The following is a 24,986-nucleotide window of genomic DNA, read 5'->3' as shown; positions in this document are numbered from 1 at the left end:
TAACGGGTTCTAGACCGGCACGACCAGCCTGCAAAATTGAAAGGCGCGGAAGAAGTGCATAGAGACCGTCTATGATCGATCGCTATCACCTGCGCTATTTCATGGCCGTGGTGGATACCGGCAACTTCTCGCGAGGGGCGGCGGCCTGCAACGTGTCGCAGCCGACACTCTCCGTCGGGATCGCCAAGCTGGAAAAGTCGCTGGGGCGGCCCCTGTTCAACCGCACCAACCGCCGTGTCGAGCTGACCGATGCGGGCGTTCGGCTTCTGTCCCATGCCCGCCTGATCGAATCTGAATTCGCCGCGGCGGAGCGGGAAGTCATCGACACGGTCCGGTCGCGCACCCTCCGCCTGGGCGTCCTGGCGACCATGGCAGGTCGCTGGATAGAGAATTTTCTTCGTGAACATCGATCCTATCGTACCGGCATGCGCATCGAGATCGTCGAGGGGAAGGAACGCGACCTGCGCAGCCGGCTGGCCCGCGGCCGGATCGATGCCGCGTTGATGATCGTCCGCGACGACGATCCGCCGGCGCTGCGACGTCACATCCTGACCGAAGGCTATTCACTGGCGCTCGCCGCGGCCCATCCGCTCGCCACGCGTGACAGCATCCGCGCAGAGGAACTTGCCGACGATCCCATGATCCTGCGGCGGCATTGCGAGTTGCTGCCCGACACCAGCCGCTTCTTCACGGCACGCGGCATCCGGCCTTTCTTCCCCGCCCGCACCACCAGCGACGACAAGGCGCTTGGTTACGTGCGCGCCGGACTGGGCGTGACGGTCATGCCGGACGGTTTCCATGAGCCGGGCGTGGTGCGCGTGCCGCTGGAGGGTTTCGACTTCACGCGCGACATCGGGCTGGTCTTCGCCGCACACAGCGATCCCGACATTGCGGCCGCCAGCCGGATCGTCGATGCGCTCCTCGCCGCGGCAACGGCGATCCAGGACGATCGGCTCGTCTCGGCTCCATTCTTGACGGCGGAACGCCATTCCTGACAGGGAATGCGCGTGAACGAGCCGAAGCCAGTCAAGCGAGCGACCCGAAAGGCAGAGCAGCGCGCCGAGATGATCGAGCAGATCCTCGATGTCGCGGAGGAGCTCTTTTCGCGACATGGACTGAACGGCGTGACCCTGAACGACGTCGCGGTCCGGGTCGGCGTCCATCGCACTCTCCTGAGTTATTACTTCAAGGACAAGAAGGAGCTGTTCGACAAGGTGTTCGCGCGGCGGGCGATCGTCTCGAGCGAGACCCGGATGCGCGCGCTGGACGAGTATGAACGGGCCAGTGCCGGTTCACCGACCGTGGAGGGCGCTCTGCACGCCTTTCTCGACACCGATCTCGATCTCTACATCCAGGGTGGCGAACGCTGGAAGAACTATGCCGCGCTGGGCGCGCAGGTGGCGAACACGCCCGAATGGGGGGCGGACATGATGGACGATTATTTCGACCCGGTCGTCCTGCGCCTCATCGAGATCCTGCAGAGCGCGATGCCCGACTGCGCGCGCGACGACATCTTCTGGGGGTACCACTTCGTCACGGGGGCCTTGATGCTGACCCTCGCGCGGACGGGCCGCATCGACAAGCTGTCCGGCGGGCTTTGCCGCTCGGACGACTTCGTCGCGGTCAAGCAACGCATGGCGCAGTTCATGGCCGCGGGCTTCAGGGAAATCTGCGGTCGTCCGTGCCGAACATAGCGCCCATCCGACCGCCTCCCGCCGAAGCTCCTTCACGCGTTCCAGTCTGTCCGTACTGCTGATCCACAGCCATCCGCTTGTGCCCGAATTAAAACGTTCACTATTGCGATAGTGAGTGTTGACAGAGGCAATCAAGTCCTGTCAAATCACGATCAGGGAACCGGCGCGAACAGCCGGACCGACAGGAGAGAGAGTATGCGGGGATTGTTGTACGCATCGGTGGGTCTGGTCGCGCTTTCGATCGCCGCCGTGCCGGCCCACGCCCAGGATGGCGGCGCACCGGGGCCGGTCGCTACTCCGCCTGCCGAGACGACCTCCGACCAGTCCGGACAGACCGCGCGGTCAGATCGAGAGCGGGACGGCGACGTGGTGCAGAACGACGAGATCGTGGTCACCGCCACCCGGCGTGAAGAGCGCATCCAGGATGTACCGATCAGCGTCACCGCCTTCCAGCAGGCCGAACTCAGCCGCAAAGGCATCGTCGGTTTCGAGGGTGTCGCGCGCGAGACGCCGGGCGTGATCCTGAATCGCCCGACGCAGAACTTCAACAATTTCACCGTTCGCGGCATCGCCACCAACGGCTACGGCGCCAATCTGCAAAGCACGGTCGCGGTATATCTGGACGAGCTGCCCGTCTCCACGATCGGCAACACCACCGTCGTCGATCCCAACCTGTTCGATGTGGAGCGGGTCGAGTTCCTGCGCGGGCCGCAAGGCACGCTGTTCGGATCGGGATCGCTGTCGGGTGCAATGCGGATCCTGACCAAGAGCCCCGATCTGAACGATTTCGACACCTCGGCGCTGGTCGATCTGGGCCTGACCGGATCGGATTCGTTCCGACAGCGCTACAACGCCATGGTCAACGTGCCGCTGGTGACCGACAAGCTGGCCGTCCGCGCGGTCGGCTTCTACCGTCACGAGGAGGGATATCTCGATAACGTCGGCACCGGCGTGCACAATTCCAATACGCTGGTCGATTACGGCGGCCGGGTCATCGCGTTGTGGAAGCCGACCGACCGCCTGTCGATCCGGCTGCTCGGCTCCTACGAGGACAGCGATCCGAAGGACTCGTCGCTCACCAGCCCGTCGCTCGGCCGCGAGAAGCGGATCTCCGACCAGCCGGACCGGTTCACCGGCAAGCAGACGATCGTCAACGGCACGATCGACTACGACTTCGATTTCGCCAAGCTGACGAGCTCCAGCACCTATTCGCGCTTCAAGCAGCGCTTCTACGCCGATCTGGCCAACACTTTCGGCGGCGCCATCGCCTTCGGCCTCGACGCCAACGGCTATGACAAGGTCTTCGTCGAGGAGGCGCGGCTGACATCAACCTTCGATGGCCCGCTGCAGTTCGTCGTCGGCGGCTTTTACCTGAACCGTCGCCGCGACGTGGACTATTTCTACCGCTCGTCGCTGCCGTTCCTTCAGGCACGCGGCATCACCGGGCTGCCCGATCAATATTACCAAAAACAGTACACCTATCAGAACAGCTCCGAATTGGCCGGATTCGGCGAGGTGACGTTCCGCTTCACGCCCCGTTTCTGGCTGACCGGCGGCCTGCGCTATGGCCGGATCACGGCTCAGGGCTTCACCGAAGCGGGCGGATACAACAGCAACTATTTCGTCGCGGCCCTCACCGGACGTCGCGGTCGGCTGACCCTGACCCCGTACACTGCGGTGACGGGCGTGAAGGCGAAGGGATCGAAGCCGTCCTACAAGGCGAGCGCCAGCTTCAAGCCGGTCGAGCACATCACCACCTACGCTACCTTCGCGACCGGCTATCGCGGGCCGGTGGTGAACGCGTTCGCCGGGCGGGTCAGCACCGTCAACGCCAGCGACATCGTCATTCCCGCCGGCGCCTCGTCGGACGACCTGAAAAGCTATGAGGTGGGCGCCAAGGGCCGCTGGCTCGACGGCCGCGTGACGATCAACGCCGCCGCCTACTGGATCGACTGGAGCAACATCCAGGTCCAGGCGAACCGCATCTCCGACTCGGTACAGTTCGCCACCAACATCGGTGCGGCACGCAGCCGCGGGTTCGAGGTCGAGACGGCGGTCATTCCGGCGACCGGAGTCACGCTCGGCCTGAACGCCGCCTACAACGACGCCAAGATTACCGAGCTGACGGCTGCCGAAGCGGCGATCTCCGGCGCCGTGCTCGGCCACCGGCTGTCGGCGCCGCGTCTCCAGGGATCGTCATATCTGGCCTACGGGTTCGACATCGGCTCCGGTACCCGCGCCACCGCAGCGGTAAACGCCCAGTATGTCGGATCGTACAACAGCTCGTTCCCCAACGTGCCGGGCAATCCCCGCGCGCGCCTGCCGACCTTTGGCGAGACGGACGAGTATGTGAACCTGAACCTCAGCCTCGGCATCGCGCGTGGAGACTGGACGGGCCAGTTGTACGTCGAGAACGTGACCGACAACCACTCGGCCGTGTACATCCATCCCGAGGCGTTCTTCGCCAGCCGCATCGGCACACTCCGCCCGCGGACGGTCGGCATCCGCCTCGCCTACGGGATCTGACCGGTGGCGACCTCATCTCCGCATCCGGCCGACCTGTCCGTGCCGGGCGCCGGGGCGGATACCGGACGGACGACGGCTCGGGCTTGGTTCGTGCTGTCGGTCCTCTGCTTCGTCTACGTGCTCAACTTCCTCGATCGCCAGCTGCTCGCGATCCTGGCGAAGCCGATCCGTGACGAACTCGGCCTGACGCACGGGCAGATCGGGCTGATCAGCGGGCTCTACTTCGCGCTGTTCTACTGCATCATCTCGGTGCCCGTCGCCTGGTTCGCGGATCGGACCAACCGCGTCCGTGTCGTCTCGCTCGCCTGCGCATTGTGGAGCGCGGCCACCGCCGCGTGCGGGCTGGCTGCCAATTACGGCCAGCTGGCGACCGCGCGCATGACGGTCGGCGTCGGCGAGGCCGGCGGAGTGCCGCCATCCTACGCGATCATCTCCGATTATTTCCGGCCGGGCACGCGCGGCACCGCGCTCGGCATCTACAATCTGGGACCGCCGATCGGCAACGCGTTGGGCGTCGCATTCGGCGCCTCGATCGCCGCGGCCTATAGCTGGCGGGACGCGTTCATCGTCCTCGGCATCGTCGGCGTCGCAACCGCGCTGCTCGTCTTCGTGACGGTCCGCGAACCGGTCCGCGGCGGACTGGACGGCGATGCGGCCGCTGCGGTTCCCCACGCGGCACCGGAAAAGGCACCGTTCGTGGCCACGTGCCGGATGTTCTTCGCCCGCCCCGTCCTGCGTCTGACCGCGCTGGCGACCGGGGCCAACCAGTTCATCACCTACGCGACCGCCAACTTCACGACCCTGTTCCTGATGGAGGAAAAGGGCATGACGCTGCGTCAGGTCGCGCTGTGGTATGCGCTGCTGGTGCTCGTCTCGATGGGCGGCGGCATCTTCGCCTCGGGCCGCCTCGTCGATCGCTTCGCCGGTCGGGACAAGCGCGTCTACGCCCTGATCCCGGCGATCGCGTTGATCGTGGCCGCTCCGTTCTTCGTCGGCTTCGTCGCCGCGCCCGGCTGGCGATGGGCCATGGTGCTGCTGGTCCTCCCCATGGCGCTGAACTATTTCTATCTCTCGCCGGCGGTCGCGCTGGTGCAGGAGGAAGTGCGGCCCAACCAGCGCGTGATGGCCGGTGCCCTGCTGCTGTTGGTCATGAACATGATCGGCCTGGGCCTCGGCCCCACCTATCTCGGTGCCGCCAGCGACTGGTTCAAGGTCGCGGGCTACGGCAACCCGCTGCAGATGGCCTTCTACACCATCCTTCCGTTCTACGGTGTCGCGGTGCTGCTGTTCCTCGCCCTCGCGCGAGCCATCCGGCGCGAACATCCTGCAATCGAGGTGCGATGATGCGCAACATCCTGCTCGGTGCGGCGATCGCCGCACTCGTCGCCGGCACGGCACCCGCCGCGACCCGCCCGGTCGTCATGGCCCCGGCTGGCGGGATCGAGGGCGAAAGCGCCGGCGACCTCGACATCTTCCGCGGCGTGCCGTTCGCTGCGCCGCCGACCGGCCCGCTTCGCTGGCGTCCGCCCGCACCCATGCCCGACTGGCAGGGCGTCCGCCAGGCGCGGGAGTTCGGCGCCGCCTGCGTCCAGCCGCTGCCGCGGCCCGGCAGCATCTACGCCGACGCACCGAAGCGCATGGGCGAGGACTGCCTGGTCCTGAACGTCTGGGCACCCAGGAAGCGGGGCAAGCTGCCGGTCTTCGTCTGGATCCATGGCGGCTCCCTGTTCGCGGGATACGGCCACGAGTCCATGTTCGACGGCGCCCGCCTGGCGCGACAGGGCATGATCGTCGTCACGATCAACTATCGCCTCGGTATCCTCGGCTACCTCGCGCATCCCGCCCTCAGTGCCGAGTCCGGCGACAAGGTGTCGGGCAATTACGGCCTGCTCGACCAGATCGCCGCCCTGCGCTGGGTCCGACGCAACATCGCCGCGTTCGGGGGCGATCCCGACAACGTCACGGTCGCTGGTGAGTCGGCCGGCGCGCTCAGCACGACCTATCTGATGGCCGCGCCGCCGGCGCGCGGGCTGTTCCACAAGGCGATCGCGCAGAGCGCCTATATGGTGTCGATGCCGGAGCTGCGCACCACCGCGCACGGCATGCCATCGGCCGAGGCCGAGGGCGTCCGCCTGGCGACCGCCATGGGCGCGCCGGACCTTGCCGCCCTGCGCGCCCTGCCCGCTGAAACGCTGGTGCAGAAGGCGGCCGCCGCCGGATACATCCCGTGGGGAACGGTGGACGGCAAGACGCTGCCGAGGCAGCTCGTCGACACATTCGACCGCGGCGAGCAGGCACCGGTGCCCGTGCTGGCCGGCTTCAACGCCGGCGAGATTCGCTCGCTGCGCTTCCTCCTGCCCCCCGCGCCGGCGAACGCCGCGACGTACGAGGCGACGATCCGGGATCGTTACCGCGACCTCGGCAACGCGTTCCTGGGCCTCTATCCGTCCGCCGACATCGCCAGCAGCATGCTGGCGACGACCCGCGACGCGATGTACGGCTGGACCGCGACACGGCTGGCGATCAAGCAGACCGTCGCCGGCCAACGATCCTATCTCTACTTCTTCGATCATGGCTATCCGGCCGCGGACGACAACGGCCTGCACGCCTTTCATGCCGCCGAGATACCGTATGTCTTCGGGACGGCAGGCGACATGCCGGCCGCCTGGCCGAAGGTGCCCGATACCCCGCGCGAGCGGGCCTTGTCGCGCACCATGATGGGCTATTGGGCATCCTTCGCGCGCACCGGCACGCCGGTGGCGCCCGGCGCCCCGGACTGGCAGCCCTATGGCGATCAGGCCAACTACATGGCCTTCGCGCAGGAGCCGCGGCCCGGCACCTATCTGCTCCCCAACATGTACGCGCTCCACGAAGCCGCCACCTGTCGCCGGCGCGCGGCGGGGGACCAGCCATGGAACTGGAACACCGGCGTCGCTTCCCCGATCCTGGTCAGGGCGGGATCGTGTCGATGATCGACGGCAGCATGCAGGATTACCCGCTGACGCTGGATCGCTTCCTGCATCACGCGGCCAAATGGCATCCCGCCGCGGAGGTGGTCACCGCAGGGGCGGCGGGCACGGCCGGGCGGACCGGCTACGCATCACTCGAACGGCGGGCGCGGCTCGTCTCGGCCCTGCTCGCCGATTACGGGGTCGGGGTCGGGGATCGTGTCGCGACGCTCGCCTGGAACACGCAGGCGCATGTCGAGGCATGGTATGCGATCATGGGGATCGGGGCCGCCTGTCATACCCTGAACCCCCGCCTGACGGCCGTGCAACTCGCGGCGATGATCCGGCAGTCCGAAGCCCGCATCCTGATCGTCGGCGGCGACCTTCTTCCCCTCGCCCGCGAGATCGCGGCGCTGGCGGCGACCGTCGATCGGCTGCTCGTGATCGATGGCCCGGTGCCACCGGCAGAATCCGGCACGCTGGTCATCCAGGTGCTCGACGATCTGCTGGACCATGATCGCCCGACGCCGGCATGGGGCAATTTCGACGAGCGTACGCCGTCGGGGCTGTGCTTCACCTCGGGCACCACGGGCGCGCCCAAGGGCGTCACCTACACGCATCGTTCCAGCTTCCTGCACACGCTCCGCATGCTGCAGGCGGATGTCATGGCGATCTCGCACGCCGATGCGGTGCTCGCGGCGGTACCGATGTTCCATGCCAATGCATGGGGCCTGCCGTTCGCCGTGCCCGCTGTCGGCGGCAAGCTGGTGCTGCCTGGCCGACAGATCGACGGCGCCAGTCTCGCGCGGCTGATCCGGGAAGAGGCGGTCACCATCGCGGTCGGCGTACCGACGGTATGGCTGGGTCTGGTGGAGCATCTGGATGCAACCGGCGAGGACGTGCCCGGCCTGAAGCGGATCATCGTTGGCGGTGCCCCGATGGCGCCGGCGCTGATGGACCGGCTGGAGCAGCGGCTGGGCGCTACCGTCCAGACCAGTTGGGGCATGACCGAACTTTCCCCCTCGGGAACCTTCGCGGTGCCGGGTGACCCTGCGCGGTCCGCGGCGTCGGCCGGGCGCCCCGCGATCGGCGTCGACCTGCTGCTGACGGACATCGACGGCGCGGCCCTGCTCGAACAACGCGGCGTCGAGGGGCATCTGCGCGTCCGCGGCGCTGCCGTGGTCGAGCGATATTTCGGCCATGACGACGCGGCGACCGATGCCGCGGGCTGGTTCCCGACCGGCGATCTGGCGCGCATCGACGATGCCGGAAACCTGTTCATCACCGGCCGCGCCAAGGACCTGATCAAGTCGGGCGGGGAATGGATCAACCCCGCCGAGATCGAGGGCGTGGTCAGTGCCATGCCGCAGGTGTCGCTCGCCGCCGTCATCGCGCGCGCCGACGTGAAATGGGGAGAGCGCCCGATCCTGGTCGTCGAGCTGCGCGAGGGCGAGGATGTCGCCGACGAAACGCTGCTGGCGGCGCTGCGCGGCCGGGTGGCGTCGTGGTGGATCCCCGACGCGATCGTCCGTCTCGCCGCGATGCCGCTCGCGGCGACCGGAAAGATCGACAAGCTGCGGCTGCGCGACGAACATGGTCGTGCGCCGATGGCCTGACGGCCACTTTCCCGCCTGTCGATCATTCCCACCGCTTCACGCCCGAAGGACCGTTCATGAACCTCGACAACCGTACCGCGATCGTCACCGGAGCAGGCGGCGGCCTGGGCCGCGCGCATGCGCTCTTCCTGGCCGGCCGGGGCGCCCGCGTCGCGATCAACGACGTATCGCTCGACCAGGCCGAGGCCGTCGCCGGCGAGATCAGGAGCGCCGGCGGAGAGGCGATCGCGATCGCTGCGTCGGTCACCGACGAAGCCGCCGTTACCGACATGGTCGGTCGCGTCCATGCCGCATGGGGCCGGATCGACATACTGGTCAACAATGCCGGCATCCTGCGCGACAAGAGCTTCGCCAAGATGTCGATGGACGAGTTCCGCCAGGTGGTGGATGTCCACCTTTTCGGCGCCGCCATCTGCTCGCGGGCGGTGTGGGAGACGATGCGCACCCAGCATTACGGCCGCATCGTCATGACCACGTCCTCGTCGGGCCTGTACGGAAATTTCGGCCAGGCGAACTATGCCGCGGCCAAGATGGCGCTGGTCGGGCTGATGCAGACGCTGGCGATCGAGGGCGAGAAATATGGCATCCGCGTCAACGCGCTGGCGCCGACGGCGGCCACCCAGATGACGCATGGCGTACTCAGCGAGGACAATTTGACCCGCCTCGACCCCGCCCTCGTCAGCCCCGGGCTGCTCGCCCTGGTCGGCGACGATGCACCCACGCGGACCATCCTGTGCGCCGGTGCCGGTCATTTCGCCACCGCCAACATCACCCTGACGCAGGGGCTCTTCATCGGCGGCGGACAGCAGGCAGCCGATCGGCTGATCCAGGAATGGGCGACGGTGACCGACCGTACCGACGAAGTGGTCCCGCGCTACGGCTTCACCCAGGCAGAACGCGAAGTCGCCAGCGCGGGCCGGACGTCCGGCTGATCCTCGACCATGCCTGCGCGTCGGCCCGGAAGGCACCGGCGCGCTGGTCCTGGCGAATACCGGCGCGACCGCCGGTACGGCGGCCCCCACCGGCTGGACGGGTCCGGTCCCGGTTTTCGGTCAGCGCGTCTGCGCGTCGGGGCGGACGGATTCGGGGATGGCGATGGCGCCCTTCGATACCTGCATCATCCGCTATCGCCGGAAGATGTGACGGCTGGGCCGTGTGAAGCGATCCGCCTCGCCTCATCGGCCTATGGCACGTCGCGCGCGGCCGACCGCCACATCCCCTCGAAGCTCTGCTTATCGATCTGCAAGCAACCGTTTCTCCTAATCCCTTGTCAATGGTAGAGATTACGCGGCAAGCACAAGCCGCGGCTGCCAAAGGGAATTTACGTGATCGACGCTCGCCACCTGCTCCTTGCGAGCGCATCTCTATTGATGCCCGCCCTCGCCACGCCGGCATACGCCCAGAGCGCCGTCGCTGCCGGGGCGGAGCCCGCCGTCGCACCGCCTGCCGACGATGAGATCGTCGTCACCGGCACCCGTGCGCCCGGTCGCAGCCGGCTGGACAGCGTCTCGCCGGTCGACGTCCTCGGCGGCGAGGCGCTGCGGGCGCAAGGTACGACCGAACTGGCGGACGCGCTCGCGACGATCGCGCCGTCGATCGACTTTCCCCGCCAGGCGGCGGTGGACGGCACCGATGCGATCCGGCCGGCTACCTTGCGCGGCCTGTCGCCCGACCAGACGCTGGTCCTGATCAACGGCACCCGCGCCCACCCATCGGCGTTGCTCAACATCAACGGCTCGGTCGGCCGCGGCTCGGCGGCAGTCGACCTGAACACCATCCCGACGATCGCCCTCGACCGGGTCGAGGTCCTGCGGGAGGGCGCGTCCGCCCAATATGGCTCTGACGCGATCGCCGGCGTGGTCAACCTGCGCCTGCGCGAGGCGCGGTCCGGTGGCGGCGCCGCCGTCACCTTCGGCCGCTTCGTCACCGAATATGACGCCGCCCGCACATCCCGCAGCGCTCGCGACGGCGAGGCACTGACGGTCAGCGGCTGGCAGGGCTTCGGCATCGGCGCCGACGGCTTCCTGACGGTGTCGGGCGAATATGTCACCCGCCAGCCGATCAACCGCGCCGACATCGATCCGCGCGGCCCGGCGCCGCAACGCATCCGCGCCCGCTTCGGCGACCCGGAGGTCGAGCAGGGTACGGTCTACGTCAACGCCGCCGTGCCGCTGGGCGATGCCGGCTGGACGGCCTATGCCAATGGCGGATTTCAGCAGCGCGACAGCGAGAGCGCCGCCTTTCCCCGCGTCGCCGGCGCCGGCAACCTCAATGCGGAGGCGGTTCGGGGTGTGTACCCGGACGGGTTCCTTCCTCTGATCGGCACCCGGTCGCGGGATTACAACGCGACCGGTGGTATCCGTGGCGAGCTGGGCGGCTGGAACACCGACCTGACCGTCAGCTACGGCCGCAACACGATCGATTTCGCCACCCGCAACTCGGCCAACGCCACCTATGGCAATGCGACGCTGACCGACTTCGATTCAGGCCGCCTGACCTATGATCAGCTCGTGACCGGACTGGACGTTGCCCGCGAATACAGCTTCGGCGCCGCGGTCATCAACGTCGCCGCCGGCGGCGAATATCGTCGCGAGGGGTTCAAGATCGGCGCCGGCCAGCCGGAAAGCTACAATCGCGCACCCGGTGCCGCCGCCACGCTCGGCTCGGGCGCTCAGGGTTTTCTGGGTTTCCAGCCCGCCAACGAGGTCGACGTTCACCGCAGCAACGGCAGCATCTACGCCGATGTCGAGGCGCGGCTTTGGGACCGGCTGATCATCGGTGTCGCAGCGCGCGGCGAAACCTATTCCGATTTCGGCGAGACCGCGACGGCAAAGCTGTCCGCGCGCTACGACGTCGCGCCCTGGCTGGCGTTTCGCGGTTCGGTGTCGACCGGTTTCCGCGCTCCCTCGCTGCAGCAGCAATACTATACCTCCACCCAGACGCTGGTCACCGGCAACCAGATCCTGGAGACGGGCCTCTATCCGGTGTCGAGCGACATCGCCCGGGCGCTGGGCGCCGTGCCGCTGGATGCGGAAAAGTCCCGCAACTACTCGCTCGGCACCGTCATCCGGGCGGGTGGGTTCAGCCTGACCGTCGATGCCTATCGCATCCGCATCCGCGATCAGATCGCCCTGTCGGAAAACATCCAGTCGACCGCCAGCCCCGCCGTCGCTGCCCTGCTCGCACCGTTCGGCGTTCAGGCCGCACGCTTCTTCATCAACGGCATCACCACCACGACCAAGGGACTGGACGTGGTCGCCGCCTATACGTTGCGGACCGACGCGCTGGGCAGCTTCAACCTGAGCGCGGCGGCCAATCTGAACGACATCAAGGTCATCCGCATCCCGACATCGACCGCGACGCTGAACCCGGCGCCCAGCCTGTTCGGCCGCAACCGCATCCTGACGATCGAGGACGGTACGCCGGCCACGAAGCTGGTCGGCTCGGTCGATTGGCGGCTCGAGGGATTCGGCGCCACCATGCGCGCCATCCACTATGGCAATGTCCTCCAGCCGGGGACCACGGCGGCCAGCGACATCGACACCGGCCGACACACGCTGATCGATCTCGAAGCTCGCTACAGGTTCAACGACCAGGTATCCCTGGCGATCGGTGCCGACAACCTGTTCGATGTCTATCCCGCCATCAGCCCCGCCACGTTGAACAACAACGGCGTCACCGCCTTCCCCTATTACTCGCCCTTCGGCTTCAATGGCCGTCAGATCTACGGACGCTTGAACCTGGCCTGGTAGGCGATGCCCGAGCGGGCGGGAGGGGAAATCGGCAGCGGTCCCACGATCGGCCTCCCTCCTCGTTCGTGTCGCCCGGCCATGATGCAGGGCCACTCCCCCAACTGTGCCCGTACCGACATCGAAGGCTCCTGCGCTGTGGCTTGCCGATGATCGGACTGGCCACTGCTCAACGCGCTTCTTCCCGCGGACCCCGCGTCCGCGTCGCGGCTTCCTCACTCTCGCCTGAGAACAGCGAACCCTAGCCCGGTTCCGGCGTTCCACTCCGGTAACGATAGGAGATGCCGATGTTGCGTTCGCTTCTGATGGGGCTGGTCGCCGGCCAGCGCGCCATGACGCCCTTGTCCGCTCTTGCAGGGGCGGCGCAGCGCGGCACGCTGCCAGAGGATAATGCACCGGCACGGCTGATGGAGCATCCGCTGATCTCCGCCGGCGGGGTCGTCATGGCGGCAGCCGAGATGGCCGGCGACAAGATGAAGACCGCGCCCGACCGCACCGTCTTCCTCGGCCTCCTCGCCCGGACGATCACCAGCGGCTTTGCAGGCGCGACGCTCGCTCCGCCGAAGCGGCAGCTGGCCGGCGCGGCGGTTGGCATCACCGCGGCGATCGCCTCCTCCTACGCCGGGCTCGCAGCGCGCAAATGGGCGATGCGCCGCTGGGGCCAGACCGCGACAGGCTTCGTCGAGGATGCGATCGTCTTCACCGCCGCCAACGCGATCGCCAACGCCAAACCCGCCAAGGCCTGACGACCGCCGGGGCTGCGACGATCCGCAGTCCCGTCCGTCACGCTCCTCGCGACAGCGAAGGCCATGGTGGAGTAGCCGTAGCGCATGCCCACCACGCCGTGCCTACCCGCGACGATAACGACATCACGACGGCGCTACCTTGCAAGATCGCGATGACATCTTCGCCGTAACTCACTCGGCTGCCGACACAAGGTGATCGTTCCGCATTCGGGCATGCCAGCTGCACCTGACGCCGGCTGACAACTCCGATGGCATTGCTCTCGTGCTTGTTCTTCTGGTCAGGCGTCAGCCACACTGGATCGTTCGTCATGGTGCCTTCTGCAGCGACCATGACCTTCGATCTATCGGCCACCCGCTAGACTATCCCAACAGGCTGTCGGCACTATCCAGGAGGGTATGTGAAGCTTGCTGCACCCGCTTGACCATGAACGAGCGGACCGGGCTGGACCTGTGCGAAGCCTTCTATATCCTCCGCCTCGGGGGGAGAAACATGAGCCTGAAACTGTATCTGAGCGCGGCTGCGTCGATGGTCGTCGTGCAATCGTCGGCGGTGGCTGCACAGGAGGGCGCCGAGAAGGTGTCCGCTGCCAGCGCATTTGGCGCGAGGGAGGACATCATGGATGTCAGCCTGTCACCCGACGGCCAACGGCTGGCGATCGTTCGAGCTGTTCCCACACGTGGCCAGGCAGTGATGGTCGTCGGAATCGACGGAACGAACAGTAAGGTGATCCTCGCGGCGAATGGCAACCCAGACCGTTTGCGGGGTTGTCGCTGGTCCGCTGCCTCTCGTCTGGTATGCACCTATGTGCTGCGTAACGATGGCGGCGATGGTCCGCTGTTGTTCTCGCGCATGGTCGCGATCGATGCCGACGGCGGCAACATGAAATTGCTGAGCGCGCGAACGAACATCCGCGCGCTTGGCGTCGCGCAGAACGGCGGGGAGGTCATTGATTGGCTTGGCGGGGATGCCGGCAAAGCTGACGGTCGCAATGTCCTCATGACGCGGATGCTCGTGCCCGAACAGACAACCGGCACGCACACGGCGGACAGTCGCGAGGGAGTAGCGGTAGAGCGGGTCGACACCCTCACTTTGAAGAGAACCTTGGTAGAGCCACCGCGCGGGCGGTCGGCAGAGTTCATCACGGACGGCCATGGCGTGGTGAGGGTCATGGGTGTTCAGCCGCCCGGCAGTTACGGCTACAATGCGAGCCGCATCTCCTATTCCTATCGCAAGGCCGGCACGCGAGACTGGACCCCGCTATCGACGCTGATGCTCGTCGCAAGCGGTACCACCGGCTTCAACCCCGTCGCGGTCGATCCGGACCTCGACGTCGTGTACGGGTTCGAGCCAAAGGACGGCCGACAGGCGCTCTATCGCATCTTGCTGGATGGATCGATGAAGCGCGAACTGGTCTACGCGAACCCTGATGTCGACGTGGACGGATTGATCCGGATCGGACGACAGAATCGCGTCGTCGGTGCAAGCTACGCGACCGACAAGCGTTACACGATCTTCTTCGATCCCGAGCTGAAAACGCTTGCCAGGTCGCTGTCCCGAGCAATTCCCAACCTGCCGCTCATCACTTTCGTCGATGCCAGCGCAGACGAGAAGAAGCTGGTTCTGTTTGCCGGTTCCGATGTCGATCCCGGTAAATATTACATTTATGACAAGACAAGCCGGGAGATGGCGGAGATCCTGCCGGTCAGGCCGCAACTCGGCAAGACGACGTTGTCGCCTGTAAAGCCGGTCAGCTACGCGGCAGCGGATGGGACGCAGGTCCCGGGTTATCTGACGTTGCCGGCAGGAAGCTCGGGCAAAGGCCTGCCCGCCATCGTGCTGCCACATGGTGGACCCGGAGCACGGGACGAATGGGGCTTCGATTGGCTGGCTCAGTATTTCGCGAGCCGCGGCTATGCCGTGCTCCAGCCGAACTTCCGCGGCTCGGCGGGTTATGGCGACGCGTGGTTCCAGAACAACGGCTTTCAATCCTGGCGTGTCGCGGTCGGAGATGTGAACGATGGCGGTCGGTGGCTTCTCTCCCAAGGCATCGCAGCTCCAGGGAAACTGGCAGTGCTGGGCTGGTCGTACGGCGGCTATGCTGCATTGCAGTCTCCGGCGCTAGATCCCGACCTTTTCAAAGCGATCGTCGCGATCGCGCCAGTTACCGATCTCGAAACGCTACGGTCGGAAGCGCGCAACTTTACCAACTTTCCGCAGGTCGACGCGTTTATCGGCCATGGTGATCATGTTCGCGCGGGGTCGCCTGCACAGAATGTTACGGCGATCCGCGCACCTGTCTTGCTGTTCCACGGCGATTGGGATGCCAATGTCGGCGTCGGTGAGTCGCGCATGATGGCATCGCGGCTACGCGGCGCAGGCAAGTCGGTCGAGTATGTCGAACTGCCGAAGTTGGACCATCAACTCGCCGACGATGCAGCGCGCGCCGACATGCTCGAGCGATCCGATGCATTCATCGCAAGAGCGATCGGCAAATAGCTTCGCCGATTCAGTGGAAGCTGGAATACGAAAGCGGCTTACGCGCACTTGCGAACACTTCGAAGTGCGTTGAAGCTGATCTGATGGAGTATGTCATCAGACGTTAGACGCGGCTCACCGCCATTCGACCAATCGCCGGGTGGAGTGGATCGAAGCGCTGCTGTCCGGTCTCTTTCCTGTACAACGACGGACGGCAGCAGCCACCAGAGCGCGAGGGACGGGGACCGAGCGCACCGCCGATCGCGAGCTTGCGCCGCGGAGTCGGTGCGCGGCGCCGCTGCTCGGGAAGGACGGAAGAGGATCGAGATGGGTGATCCATGAACCCGGACATGGACAGGCGCTGTCCGCTTCCGGCCAGCGCCTGTGTGATCGATCAGCCGGCCGAGACATCGGCGAGCCCGGCGTCGCGGCGTGCCTGCGTCACGGCGTTGCGGCGGCAGGCCGTCTCGGCAGAAGCCCTGTCGCGCGACTGCTCGGCGCAGACGATGCGGGCGGCGGCACCGATCCGGCGTTCGAATGTCGCCTGACCGGCGGAATTCCCGAGGTCGAGGTCGGCCGTGAGGACGGTCGCCTGACGAACGCCGTCCACCTCGGCGGCGTTCGCGGGGTTGGAGAACGACACGAGCCCGATGGTCCCTACGATGCTGAGGCAGGAGAAGGCGACGTGATTGCGAAACGAGGTCATGGGATGATCCTTTCTGTCGACGTACATGTCGACGGATCAATAAGCATCAACCGTGCCAAACCCGCTATGCACCTGCAATTAAACGACATACCTCGTTCAGACCGTCTCGTCCCCGGCGTCGCCGCGTCCGATTGCGGGCGACCGGCGTCCGGAAACGGTCACTGGCACGCGTCTGAATTGTTGGCGCGGCATGATGACCGATATGCCCGTGGCCGCGCCCCGCGACCCTTGCCTGATCGTCGACGACGACGAGGACATCCTGCTTGCTGCCCGGTTGCTGTTCTCGCCGCTCTTTGCGGGGGTGATCAGTCGTGAGTGCCTGGCGTTGATCGTATCACGCGAAGCCAGCCAGGAACGCCGCCACGTTGTTGCCCAGCTCGGCGGTCGCGTACCCCCCCTCCATGACGATCACGGTCGGCAGGTCCGTCGCGGCCAGCCGGCGTGCCATCCGCGTGAAATCCGGCCGTTGCAACGCGAAGTGCGAGATCGGGTCGTCGGCGAAGGTGTCTGCACCGAACGACACGACCAGGAACCGGGTGCCATAGGCCGCGATCGCCGCCAGTGCGTGATCGAGCGCGGGTTCGTACGCGGCCCAGTCGGTGCCGCGGGGAAGCGGCAGGTTCAGCGTGCTGCCCTCCCCTGCGCCGGTCCCGCCCTCGTCCGCGTGCCCCCAATAGAAGGGGTAGTCCATCGCAGGGTCGGCATGAAGCGAGACGAACAACATGGCAGGATCACCGGCGAAGATGTCCTGCGTGCCGTTGCCGTGATGGTAATCGACATCGAGGATCGCGACCGGGCCCAGCCCCCGCCGCCGGGCCTCGGCGGCCACGATCGCCGCATTGTTCAGGAAGCAATAGCCGCCCAGGTAATCGCGGCCGGCATGATGACCGGGCGGGCGGCACAGCGCGAAGGCGGCGCGCCGGGGGTCGCTCTCCACCTCGTCCAGCGCGGTCAGCGCGGTCTGCGCCGACCAGTAGGCCGCGGACCAGCTGTTGGCGCTGATGGGCGTGGCGGCGTCATAGCTGTAGCGGCCCAGCCGGGCGTCGATCCGCGTCAGGTCGAGTGCGCGCCGCGCCACCACCGGCCAGGTATAGCCGATCGCATCGCCCTTCCGGCCCGCCGCCAGCCAGTCGCGATGCGCGACCTGCAGAAAGTCGAGATAGTCGGGATCGTGCACCGCCTCGAGCGGCGCCATCCCTGCGTCGCGCGCCGGTATCGCAGAGCCGATCGCCGTCAGGATGGTCTCGGCCCGATCCGGACTTTCGTGATAGGGGGTCCAGCCGCCATTGTGCAGTTCGCGGACGGGGGCGTGTGCCAGCTGGCGCGGATCGAATACGCGGATCATGCGAACCTCCCGTCCACGCACCCCTGCGCGAAGGCGTAGAACCGGGCCATCTTGCGGTTCTGGTCGTCGCGTCCCCCGCTGCCCTGATGCCCTGCGGCCATGTCGGTCAACAGCATCGCCGGCCGGTCGGCGGTCGAACGCGCGCGGACCTCGGCGACCAGCTTGGCCGGTTCCCAATAGCCGACACGGTCGTCCATCAGGCCGGCAGTGGTCAGTAGCGGCGGATAGGGAACGCGCTTCACATTCTCGTAGGGGGAGATGCTCGCCATGTAATCGTAATCCTCCTCGCTCGACAGCGGGTCGCCCCAGTCGGGACGGAACAGCGGCACCAGCGGATGATCGGCATCGCTCATCGTATTGAGCATGTCGACGAACGGCACCGATGCGATCACGCCGGCCCACAGGTCGGGCGCGGCATTCATCGACCCGCCCACCAGCAGCCCGCCTGCCGACAGGCCATAGGAGACAAGCTTGCCGCGCGCGGCATGGCCGGTGGCGAGCAGGTGACGTGCACAGGCGACGAAATCGCCGAAGCTGTTGTGCTTGCGGTGACGTCGTCCATCCAGAAACCAGCGGCGCCCCTTCTCCGAGCCGCCGCGGACATGCGCGATCGCATAGTTCCAGCCGCGCTCGACCAGCACGGTCGGCGCGATGTCGAACACCGCCTCGCTCGACACGCCATAGGCGCCATAGCCATAGAGGAGGAGCGGGGTGGTGCCGTCCGCCGCCGATCCCCGGCGGGTCAGCAGCGTGATCGGCACCTTTTCGCCGTCCGGCGCCGTCGCGAACAGCCGCCGCACCTCGAACCGCCGAGGATCGAACTCGGCGATCCGCTGGGCGGCGACGGTCGTCATGGCGCCCGTGGTCAGGTCGACGTCGATCCAGGTCGGCGGGGTCGACGGGGTCTCCAGCGTCGCACGGCAGGTCGCGCTGCCATGGTCCTGTCCGGGCGGCATCGTCAGGGTATAGGCTTCGCCGGCGATCGCGACTTGCGTCTGCTTGCCGGCAGGCGTGGTCAGCACCAGCTGCGGCAGCGTATCGCGCCGCTCGAGCCGCACGAGCGCGGTCCGGAACGAGGCCATTTGCAGGATCTGGATGCCGGGACGATGGGGGACGAGATCGCCCCGCTCGGCAAAGCCGGTACGATCGACCAGGGCGATCCGGCCGTCCAGTGCGTCGGCGTCCTCGATCAATGCGACGAGGCCTCCGTTCCACTCCTCGATCGAGTAACGCCGGCCGGTAGCGCGCGGCCAGACGAGCGCGGGCGCGCGCTCCTCCGCGTTCGCGGGGATCAACCGCACTTCGCTGGTGTCCGGCCCCGCCAGGGTGATCGCGACGAAGCCGTCGGCGGCGGTGCGGCCGATCTGCATGAAGATCGCGGGATCGGCTTCCTCGTACACCGGCACCTTCGCGCCACCGGTGACGGGGGTGCGATAGACCCTTGTCGGCCGGTTGCGCGCATCGCGCCAGATCCAGAACAGCCACCGCGAGGAGGGCGAGAAGACGACGCCGCCATAGCCATACGCATCGGTGTCGACGACGATGCGCACCTCGCCGCTGGCGATGTCGCGGACGCAGACCCGGTGGCGGTCGTTGCCGCCGACATCCTCGGCCCAGGCATAGAAGCGGCCGTCGGGGCTGACCTGGTGCGCGGTGGCACGGTAGTAGGCGTGCCCCTTCGCACGTTCCGCTTCGTCCAGCAGCGTCTGCGTCTCCGACGATCCCTCGCGGCGACGCGAATAGACCGGGTGCGATCCATCGGGATATGCGATGCGATAGGACCAGCCGTCGCGGATCAGGTCGGGTTCGGCCGCACCGACCGGCGCGCGCGCGTGCATCGCATCGAAGAATACGCGCTCGTCCGCCGCCACGCGGGCGAGGACGGCTCCGGCATACTCGTTCTCCGCCAGAAGGTGCGCGCGGATGGGAGCGGGCAGCGTTGCGACGCTGCGTTGCCCCGTCTTCGGTACGTATTTCAGCCACGCATAAGGATCGGTACGCGTCCGCCCGAGCTGCGTGCGAACCAGCGGGATGCGCGGCGTGACCGGCGGCGTCGGCAGCCCTGCAGCGCCGGCGGCGGCACCCACCGGGGCGGGAAAGGCAACGCCGCTCATCATCGCGGCGATGCCGGCCTTCGTCAGAAAGCGGCGCCGGGCGATCGGAGGGCTGGTCAGTGTCATCGCTATCGACATCCTGTGCTGGCGGCGGGCCACAGGGTAGGTCCTCGCCGGCGCGATCGGCAATCGCCGTGCCGGGGTGCAAGCCCGCTTTGGCCCGATCGCAACAACCATCGGCCCTGCTAGCGCAATCATGGCGCTCGAAAGAGAGTCAAATAACCGTAACCTTGGCCCCAGACAGAATATAGGGGGCAGCATTGCGCAACAATGTTTCATTCACCTGCCGGGTGAGCCGGATCGCCTTGGCTTTGATAATGTTGTCTCCTTCGCTCGCCGCCGCGCAGTCGGGGCCGGCGGCGGACAGCGACGACGGCGAGATCGTCGTGACCGCGACGAAGCGTGACGAAGCGGCGAGCGACGTTGCCGGGTCGGTCTCGGCGGTGACGCAACAGGACCTCCAGCGGCTGAATGCGCAAAGCCTGTCGGACTATATCACCCGCGTGCCAGGCGTCGTGTTCAACGACTACCAGCCCGGCGTATCGGAGGTGGTGATCCGCGGGGTCGCGTCGACGACCTATCACGAGGCCAATCAGGCCACGACCGGGTATTACATCAACCAGATCCCGCTGGTGGAGCCGGGCTTCCCGCTGGTGATCCCCGACATCGATTCGTTCGACGTGAAGCAGGTCGAAGTGCTGCGCGGTCCGCAGGGGACGCTGTTCGGATCGTCGTCGCTGGGCGGCGCGATCAACTATGTCGTCAACGAGGCCGATCCGTCGGCCATTGATGTGGGCGGAGAGGGGATCGTGTCGTCGACCCGTCGATCCGGCGCGGCGAGCTATGCGGCCAAGGCGATGTTCAACCTGCCGATCGTGCAGGACAAGCTGGCGGTGCGCGTCGTCGCCCTGCAGCGATACGACGCGGGATATCTGACCAATATCGGCACCGGGGAAAAGGGCAGCAACGACCTGCGGGTCCGCGGCCTGCGCGGCTCGATCGTCTTCACCCCGACCGAGACGACCAGGATCTCCGCCCTGGGCATGTACCAGGAATATGATCTGGACGATCAGACCTACGTCCTGTTCGGCACGGATCCGAAGACCTATGATCGCAACACCAATGTCGACGAGTTCCAGGACACCGAGATCCAGCTGTACAGCCTCCGCCTAGACCAGGAGCTTGGTTTCGCCAATTTCACCGCCGTCGGCAGTCACACCATCAAGAAGGCGGATCTCGCCTTCGACGATTCGATCTTCGGCGGCAACGATCCGCGGACCGATACGCCGCAACTGTCCAGCTCGGTCGGCAAGTCGACCACCGACTATGGCGAGTTGCGCTTGGCGTCGAGCGGGGATGGTCCGTTCACCTGGCTGATCGGCGGCAACTATACGCGGTTGCGTTCGACATCGACCGATGGCGCCTTCGTCGAGGGCATCGGCGCCTATATCGATGCCAATCCGGGGTTGTTTGGGGGCCAGCCGGGCAGCCTGCTCGCGCCCGGCGATCTGCTGCGCCGCACCAGGGGCACCAGCCGCGTCCGCGAACTCGCCGCCTTTGGCGAACTGTCGTACACGGTGGCCGACACGGTCACCCTCACCGTCGGCGGTCGGCTGTTCGAGTACAAGTCGCGGCCCCGGCTCCAGTTCCTGCCGAACGCCGCGTTGATCGCGCCGTTCGACTATCAGCCGGGTGCCCGAAAGGAATCCGGCTTCATCCCCAAGGTGTCGTTGCGGTACAAGCCGAACGACCGGTTCACGGTGTACGGCCTGTATTCGGAGGGATTCCGGATCGGCGGCATCAACACCTATGCCGTTGCGACGGGTGTTCCGCTCGACTTCGACAGCGACTCGACCCAGAACTATGAAGTAGGTGCACGCTTCGATCTGGTGCCGGGCACGATGTCGTTCGACGTCGCGGCATTCCACATCAAATGGAACGACATCCAGTCGCGCCTGTTCACGCCCAACGACTTCAACGCCTACACCGTGAACGGCGGCGGCGCGAAGATCGACGGCATCGAACTGTCGATGACCTTCCGCCCGTCACGCAATCTCACCTACACCGCCAACCTCACCTACAATGATGCCCGTCTGTCCAGCCTGCTGCCCGACAGCTTCGCCCCCGGTGGTGGCTATGCGGCAGGGACGCAGCTGCCGGGCGCATCCGACTGGATCATCGCCAACCAGCTCGATTTCGAATTGCGCGATTCACCGCTGCGCCCGCGCATCGGCATCGCCCATCGTTATCTGTCGAAGGCGCCGGTGGCCTTCGGTGCGACCTTGCAGAAGGGCGATTACAGCCTGATCGACCTGAATGCCTCTATCCGGGTAACCGACGGCATCGAGGCGGGAGTGTTCGCCAAGAACCTGTTCGACGAATACGGCATCCTCAACGCCCCCTTCTCGTTCGCCGGCAGCGTCACTCGCCCTCGCACCATCGGCGCCAGCCTGCGGTTCGGGCTTCGCTGATCCCCGGGCCCGGAGAATGATTGCCGTTGGTGCTTAAAGATGGCAGTTTCGCAACGATCACGACCACATCCGGGGGATCGGGGCCATGCAGCATTCCGGCAGCTTCGAAAGGTGCGGGCTGCCGGTATGCGGCCTGACCGACGAGTACCCGGCCGGGTTCGTCGATCCGGTCCATGCCCACGACCGGATCCAGGTGCTCTATGCCTGTTCGGGCGTGATGTCCGTCGTGACCCCGGCGACCAGTTTCGTCGTGCCACCGCAACGGGCGGTGTGGCTGCCTGCGGGGATGCCACACGAGGTGTCGTGCCGTGGCGCGGTGTCGTTGCGGACCCTCTACGTCGATCCGGCGCGGTATGTGCAGGCGCCCGAGTGCCGGGTGATCGAGGTCAGCGACTTCCTGCGGGCTCTGATCCTGAAGGTGGTGTCGTTCGGCCACGACTACGATATCGACGGCCAGCCGGGCCGCATCGTCGAGGTACTGCTGAACGAGATCGCGACGATGCCGATCGCCCCCTATGGCGCGGCGATGCCGGCCGACCCGCGGCTGCTGCGGGTCTGCAAGGAAATCCTGGCCGATCCGGCCGACAATCGCGATGTCGACCAGTTGGCGCGAATAGCGGGAATGGCGCGCCGCACCTTCACCCGTGCCTTCAAGCGAGAGACGGGAATGGGGCTCGCCGTCTGGCGTCAGCAGGTGCGCCTGATGGAGGCGCTGTCGCTGATGGCCACGGGCCGGCCCGTCACGACGATCGCCTTCGATGTCGGGTACGACAGTCCCAGCGCTTTCACCGCCATGTTCCGCCGCGCCTATGGCGTGCCGCCGAGCATGTACGCTTTGCCATAGGCGTTGGCCGACGTTCGTCGGGCAGCCACGCCATGCCCCGTCGGCTCGCTCGGGTGCCGGCGCCATCCCCGTCAACAGGACACGGGCCGCCAGTGCCCGGACAAGGAGCAGGATCAATCCATGGATCTCACGGTTGAGGCGCTGGCCGAGCATGACGATGTCGATCCCGAAATCCGCCGTTTCGTCGTCGCCCTGAACCACGGCTACGGGCAGTTCTCCGACTTCGACGCGCTGCCCCTGCCCGCACGGCGGGCGGCGGCGGAAACGGTGCGCGAACGGTGGCGGGCCGGTGGACCGGTGATGGCGGAAACGCGGGAGACGGTGATCGCAGGCTGCCGTGCCCGGCTCCATTATCCGGTGGCGCCGGGCGCCGATGAGGCGGCGCTGCCGGCGATGCTGTACATCCATGGCGGCGGCTGGACGATGTTCAGCATCGACACGCACGACCGGTTGATGCGCGAATACGCCGCCCGCGCCGGCGTGGTGGTGATCGGCATCGACTACAGCCTGTCGCCCGAGGCGAAATACCCCGCCGCGCTGAACGAGGTGGTGGAGGCTCTGCGCGTGCTCCGCCGGGATGCCGCCGCCTATGGCATCGATGCGGAGGCGCTGGCGGTGGGCGGCGACTCGGCCGGCGCGAACCTGTCGGTCGCGGCGTGCCTCGCGCTGCGCGACCGCGGGGAGCAGCTGCCGCGTGCGATGCTCCTGAACTATGGGGCGTTCGATCCCGTCGAGCAGCCCAGCTACGCTTGCTACGACGGCCCTGCCTATATGCTGACGATCGCCGAGATGGACCGATTCTGGATGAATTACGTCCCCGGGGCGGAGGCGCTGGACGACCCCTATGTCGTTCCTGCCAGGGCGATGTTGGCGGGCCTGCCCGCGACGTTTCTGGCGGTCGCGGAGTGCGACATTCTCGCGGACGCCAATCGGGCGATGGCATCGCGCCTGGCCGAGGCAGGCGTGCCGGTGACGATGCAGGTCTATGCGGGCGCCACCCACAGCTTCCTGGAGGCGGTGTCGGTGTCGACCCTCGCCGACCGGGCGTTCGACGATGCCGCCCGCTGGCTGACGCAGCGCCTGCACGCGCAGCCCGCATGAGCTTCGCACCCCGCTCGCCGCAAGACGTGGTCGCGTTGATTGCCGCATATCCGCTGGCATGGGTGGTATCGCGCGATTTCGAGGCGACGCCGCTCCCGTTGCTGGCGGAATGCGATGCGGAGGGTCGGCTGATCTCGCTATTAGGCCATTATGCACGCCGCAATCCGCAGGTCGCGATGTTCGAGCGCGATCCCGCCGCCCTGATCCTGTTCGCCGGGCCGCAGGGCTACGTCTCGCCGACGCTGGTGTCGAGGCCGCGATGGGGCGCGACCTGGAACTATGCCGCCGTACGTATCATCGCGGATATCGCGTTCGTACCCGCCGAGAACGATGCCGCCCTGCGCCGGCTGGCCGCCCATCTCGAGCCGGAGGGGGCATGGCAGGTCGAGGCGATGGGGGACCGTTACGCCACGTTGATCGAGCACATCGTCGCGTTCCGCGCCACGGTGACGGCGTGCGAGGCGACGTTCAAACTGGGCCAGGACGAGGCGGACGACACCTTCGCGGAAATCGTCCGCGGGCACCCCGATCGGCGATTGGCGCGTGCGATGCTGGACCAGGGCAGCGCGCGCGCCATGATGGATCCGGCGCAGTGATGCCGGTCCGCACACACCATGGGCCGTTCGTGCCGGCGGGATCGTTGTGAGGGC

17 protein-coding genes are annotated in these 24,986 nt (G+C 66.7%); 14 read left to right on the top strand and 3 right to left on the bottom strand.

Features of this window, described 5'->3' with window-relative positions; all coding sequences use genetic code 11:
• The first annotated feature begins 71 nt into the window (after positions 1 to 71).
• From ABC319_RS12915 to ABC319_RS12870, 10 genes are all read left to right on the top strand, one after another.
• Complete coding sequence (locus ABC319_RS12915) at positions 72 to 995, top strand: LysR family transcriptional regulator (RefSeq protein ID WP_413070617.1); 924 nt, start codon at positions 72 to 74, stop codon at positions 993 to 995.
• 12 nt (positions 996 to 1,007) lie between these two features.
• Positions 1,008 to 1,694 (top strand): TetR/AcrR family transcriptional regulator, encoded by a 687-nt coding sequence (locus ABC319_RS12910; protein WP_413070616.1) that lies wholly within the window; start codon positions 1,008 to 1,010, stop codon positions 1,692 to 1,694.
• A gap of 195 nt (positions 1,695 to 1,889) precedes the next feature.
• The gene (locus ABC319_RS12905) at positions 1,890 to 4,220 is read left to right on the top strand and encodes a TonB-dependent receptor (RefSeq protein WP_413070615.1); all 2,331 of its coding nucleotides are present in this window, start codon (positions 1,890 to 1,892) and stop codon (positions 4,218 to 4,220) included.
• Positions 4,221 to 4,223: 3 nt separating this feature from the next.
• A complete protein-coding gene (locus tag ABC319_RS12900; protein WP_413070614.1) occupies positions 4,224 to 5,564 on the top strand; it encodes a spinster family MFS transporter in 1,341 nt (446 codons plus the stop codon).
• Positions 5,561 to 7,192, top strand: coding sequence for a carboxylesterase/lipase family protein (locus tag ABC319_RS12895; protein WP_413070613.1), 1,632 nt, complete (start codon positions 5,561 to 5,563; stop codon positions 7,190 to 7,192). The genes ABC319_RS12900 and ABC319_RS12895 overlap by 4 nt, the downstream gene beginning before the upstream one ends.
• Entirely contained in the window at positions 7,132 to 8,784 is a 1,653-nt protein-coding gene (locus tag ABC319_RS12890; RefSeq protein ID WP_413070612.1) for an AMP-binding protein, read from the top strand. Before ABC319_RS12895 ends, ABC319_RS12890 begins: the two co-directional genes overlap by 61 nt.
• A 56-nt stretch (positions 8,785 to 8,840) precedes the next feature.
• Positions 8,841 to 9,716: an SDR family NAD(P)-dependent oxidoreductase gene (locus ABC319_RS12885; protein ID WP_413070611.1), complete on the top strand. Its 876-nt coding sequence runs from the start codon at positions 8,841 to 8,843 to the stop codon at positions 9,714 to 9,716.
• A 438-nt stretch (positions 9,717 to 10,154) separates the two neighbouring features.
• The gene (locus tag ABC319_RS12880) at positions 10,155 to 12,536 is read left to right on the top strand and encodes a TonB-dependent receptor plug domain-containing protein (RefSeq protein WP_413071692.1); all 2,382 of its coding nucleotides are present in this window, start codon (positions 10,155 to 10,157) and stop codon (positions 12,534 to 12,536) included.
• Between the two features lie 284 nt (positions 12,537 to 12,820).
• Positions 12,821 to 13,279: a DUF4126 domain-containing protein gene (locus ABC319_RS12875; protein WP_413070610.1), complete on the top strand. Its 459-nt coding sequence runs from the start codon at positions 12,821 to 12,823 to the stop codon at positions 13,277 to 13,279.
• A 424-nt stretch (positions 13,280 to 13,703) separates the two neighbouring features.
• The gene (locus ABC319_RS12870; RefSeq protein WP_413070609.1) at positions 13,704 to 15,776 is read left to right on the top strand and encodes an alpha/beta hydrolase family protein; all 2,073 of its coding nucleotides are present in this window, start codon (positions 13,704 to 13,706) and stop codon (positions 15,774 to 15,776) included.
• Positions 15,777 to 16,149: 373 nt separating this feature from the next.
• Here the strand turns inward: ABC319_RS12870 and ABC319_RS12865 are convergent, their stop codons facing one another.
• The 3 genes from ABC319_RS12865 to ABC319_RS12855 all read right to left on the bottom strand — a co-directional run bounded on the left by ABC319_RS12865 (position 16,150) and on the right by ABC319_RS12855 (position 19,986).
• Positions 16,150 to 16,461 carry a UrcA family protein gene (locus ABC319_RS12865; RefSeq protein WP_413070608.1) on the bottom strand — a complete coding sequence of 104 codons (312 nt, stop codon included), beginning with the start codon at positions 16,459 to 16,461 and terminating at the stop codon, positions 16,150 to 16,152.
• 334 nt (positions 16,462 to 16,795) lie between these two features.
• The gene (locus ABC319_RS12860; protein ID WP_413070607.1) at positions 16,796 to 17,806 is read right to left on the bottom strand and encodes a histone deacetylase family protein; all 1,011 of its coding nucleotides are present in this window, start codon (positions 17,804 to 17,806) and stop codon (positions 16,796 to 16,798) included.
• Entirely contained in the window at positions 17,803 to 19,986 is a 2,184-nt protein-coding gene (locus ABC319_RS12855) for a S9 family peptidase (protein WP_413070606.1), read from the bottom strand. The genes ABC319_RS12860 and ABC319_RS12855 overlap by 4 nt, the downstream gene beginning before the upstream one ends.
• Positions 19,987 to 20,237: 251 nt before the next feature.
• On the opposite strand from ABC319_RS12855, the gene ABC319_RS12850 reads away from it, so the two are divergent.
• The 4 genes from ABC319_RS12850 (at position 20,238) to ABC319_RS12835 (ending at position 24,932) form a co-directional block, all read left to right on the top strand.
• On the top strand, positions 20,238 to 22,391 hold the full coding sequence (locus ABC319_RS12850; protein WP_413070605.1) for a TonB-dependent receptor: 2,154 nt from the start codon (positions 20,238 to 20,240) through the stop codon (positions 22,389 to 22,391).
• Positions 22,392 to 22,476: 85 nt separating this feature from the next.
• Positions 22,477 to 23,235: an AraC family transcriptional regulator gene (locus ABC319_RS12845; protein ID WP_413070604.1), complete on the top strand. Its 759-nt coding sequence runs from the start codon at positions 22,477 to 22,479 to the stop codon at positions 23,233 to 23,235.
• A gap of 120 nt (positions 23,236 to 23,355) precedes the next feature.
• The gene (locus ABC319_RS12840) at positions 23,356 to 24,336 is read left to right on the top strand and encodes an alpha/beta hydrolase (RefSeq protein ID WP_413070603.1); all 981 of its coding nucleotides are present in this window, start codon (positions 23,356 to 23,358) and stop codon (positions 24,334 to 24,336) included.
• A complete protein-coding gene (locus tag ABC319_RS12835; RefSeq protein ID WP_413070602.1) occupies positions 24,333 to 24,932 on the top strand; it encodes an FMN-binding negative transcriptional regulator in 600 nt (199 codons plus the stop codon). Before ABC319_RS12840 ends, ABC319_RS12835 begins: the two co-directional genes overlap by 4 nt.
• Positions 24,933 to 24,986 lie beyond the last annotated feature (54 nt).

Origin of the sequence: Sphingomonas phoenicis (assembly GCF_047238005.1) — a bacterium.
Classification (GTDB): domain Bacteria; phylum Pseudomonadota; class Alphaproteobacteria; order Sphingomonadales; family Sphingomonadaceae; genus Sphingomonas.
This window is presented reverse-complemented; position numbering and strand designations above follow the sequence as displayed.

Coding starts and splice junctions, on each gene's coding strand:
- ABC319_RS12915 (WP_413070617.1), top strand. CDS start 72: ATGATCGATCGCTATCACCTGCGCTATTTCATGGCCGTGGTGGATACC.
- ABC319_RS12905 (WP_413070615.1), top strand. CDS start 1,890: ATGCGGGGATTGTTGTACGCATCGGTGGGTCTGGTCGCGCTTTCGATC.
- ABC319_RS12895 (WP_413070613.1), top strand. CDS start 5,561: ATGATGCGCAACATCCTGCTCGGTGCGGCGATCGCCGCACTCGTCGCC.
- ABC319_RS12890 (WP_413070612.1), top strand. CDS start 7,132: ATGGAACTGGAACACCGGCGTCGCTTCCCCGATCCTGGTCAGGGCGGG.
- ABC319_RS12885 (WP_413070611.1), top strand. CDS start 8,841: ATGAACCTCGACAACCGTACCGCGATCGTCACCGGAGCAGGCGGCGGC.
- ABC319_RS12880 (WP_413071692.1), top strand. CDS start 10,155: ATGCCCGCCCTCGCCACGCCGGCATACGCCCAGAGCGCCGTCGCTGCC.
- ABC319_RS12875 (WP_413070610.1), top strand. CDS start 12,821: ATGTTGCGTTCGCTTCTGATGGGGCTGGTCGCCGGCCAGCGCGCCATG.
- ABC319_RS12870 (WP_413070609.1), top strand. CDS start 13,704: ATGAACGAGCGGACCGGGCTGGACCTGTGCGAAGCCTTCTATATCCTC.
- ABC319_RS12865 (WP_413070608.1), bottom strand. CDS start 16,461: ATGACCTCGTTTCGCAATCACGTCGCCTTCTCCTGCCTCAGCATCGTA.
- ABC319_RS12860 (WP_413070607.1), bottom strand. CDS start 17,806: ATGATCCGCGTATTCGATCCGCGCCAGCTGGCACACGCCCCCGTCCGC.
- ABC319_RS12855 (WP_413070606.1), bottom strand. CDS start 19,986: ATGACACTGACCAGCCCTCCGATCGCCCGGCGCCGCTTTCTGACGAAG.
- ABC319_RS12850 (WP_413070605.1), top strand. CDS start 20,238: ATGTTGTCTCCTTCGCTCGCCGCCGCGCAGTCGGGGCCGGCGGCGGAC.
- ABC319_RS12845 (WP_413070604.1), top strand. CDS start 22,477: ATGCAGCATTCCGGCAGCTTCGAAAGGTGCGGGCTGCCGGTATGCGGC.
- ABC319_RS12840 (WP_413070603.1), top strand. CDS start 23,356: ATGGATCTCACGGTTGAGGCGCTGGCCGAGCATGACGATGTCGATCCC.
- ABC319_RS12835 (WP_413070602.1), top strand. CDS start 24,333: ATGAGCTTCGCACCCCGCTCGCCGCAAGACGTGGTCGCGTTGATTGCC.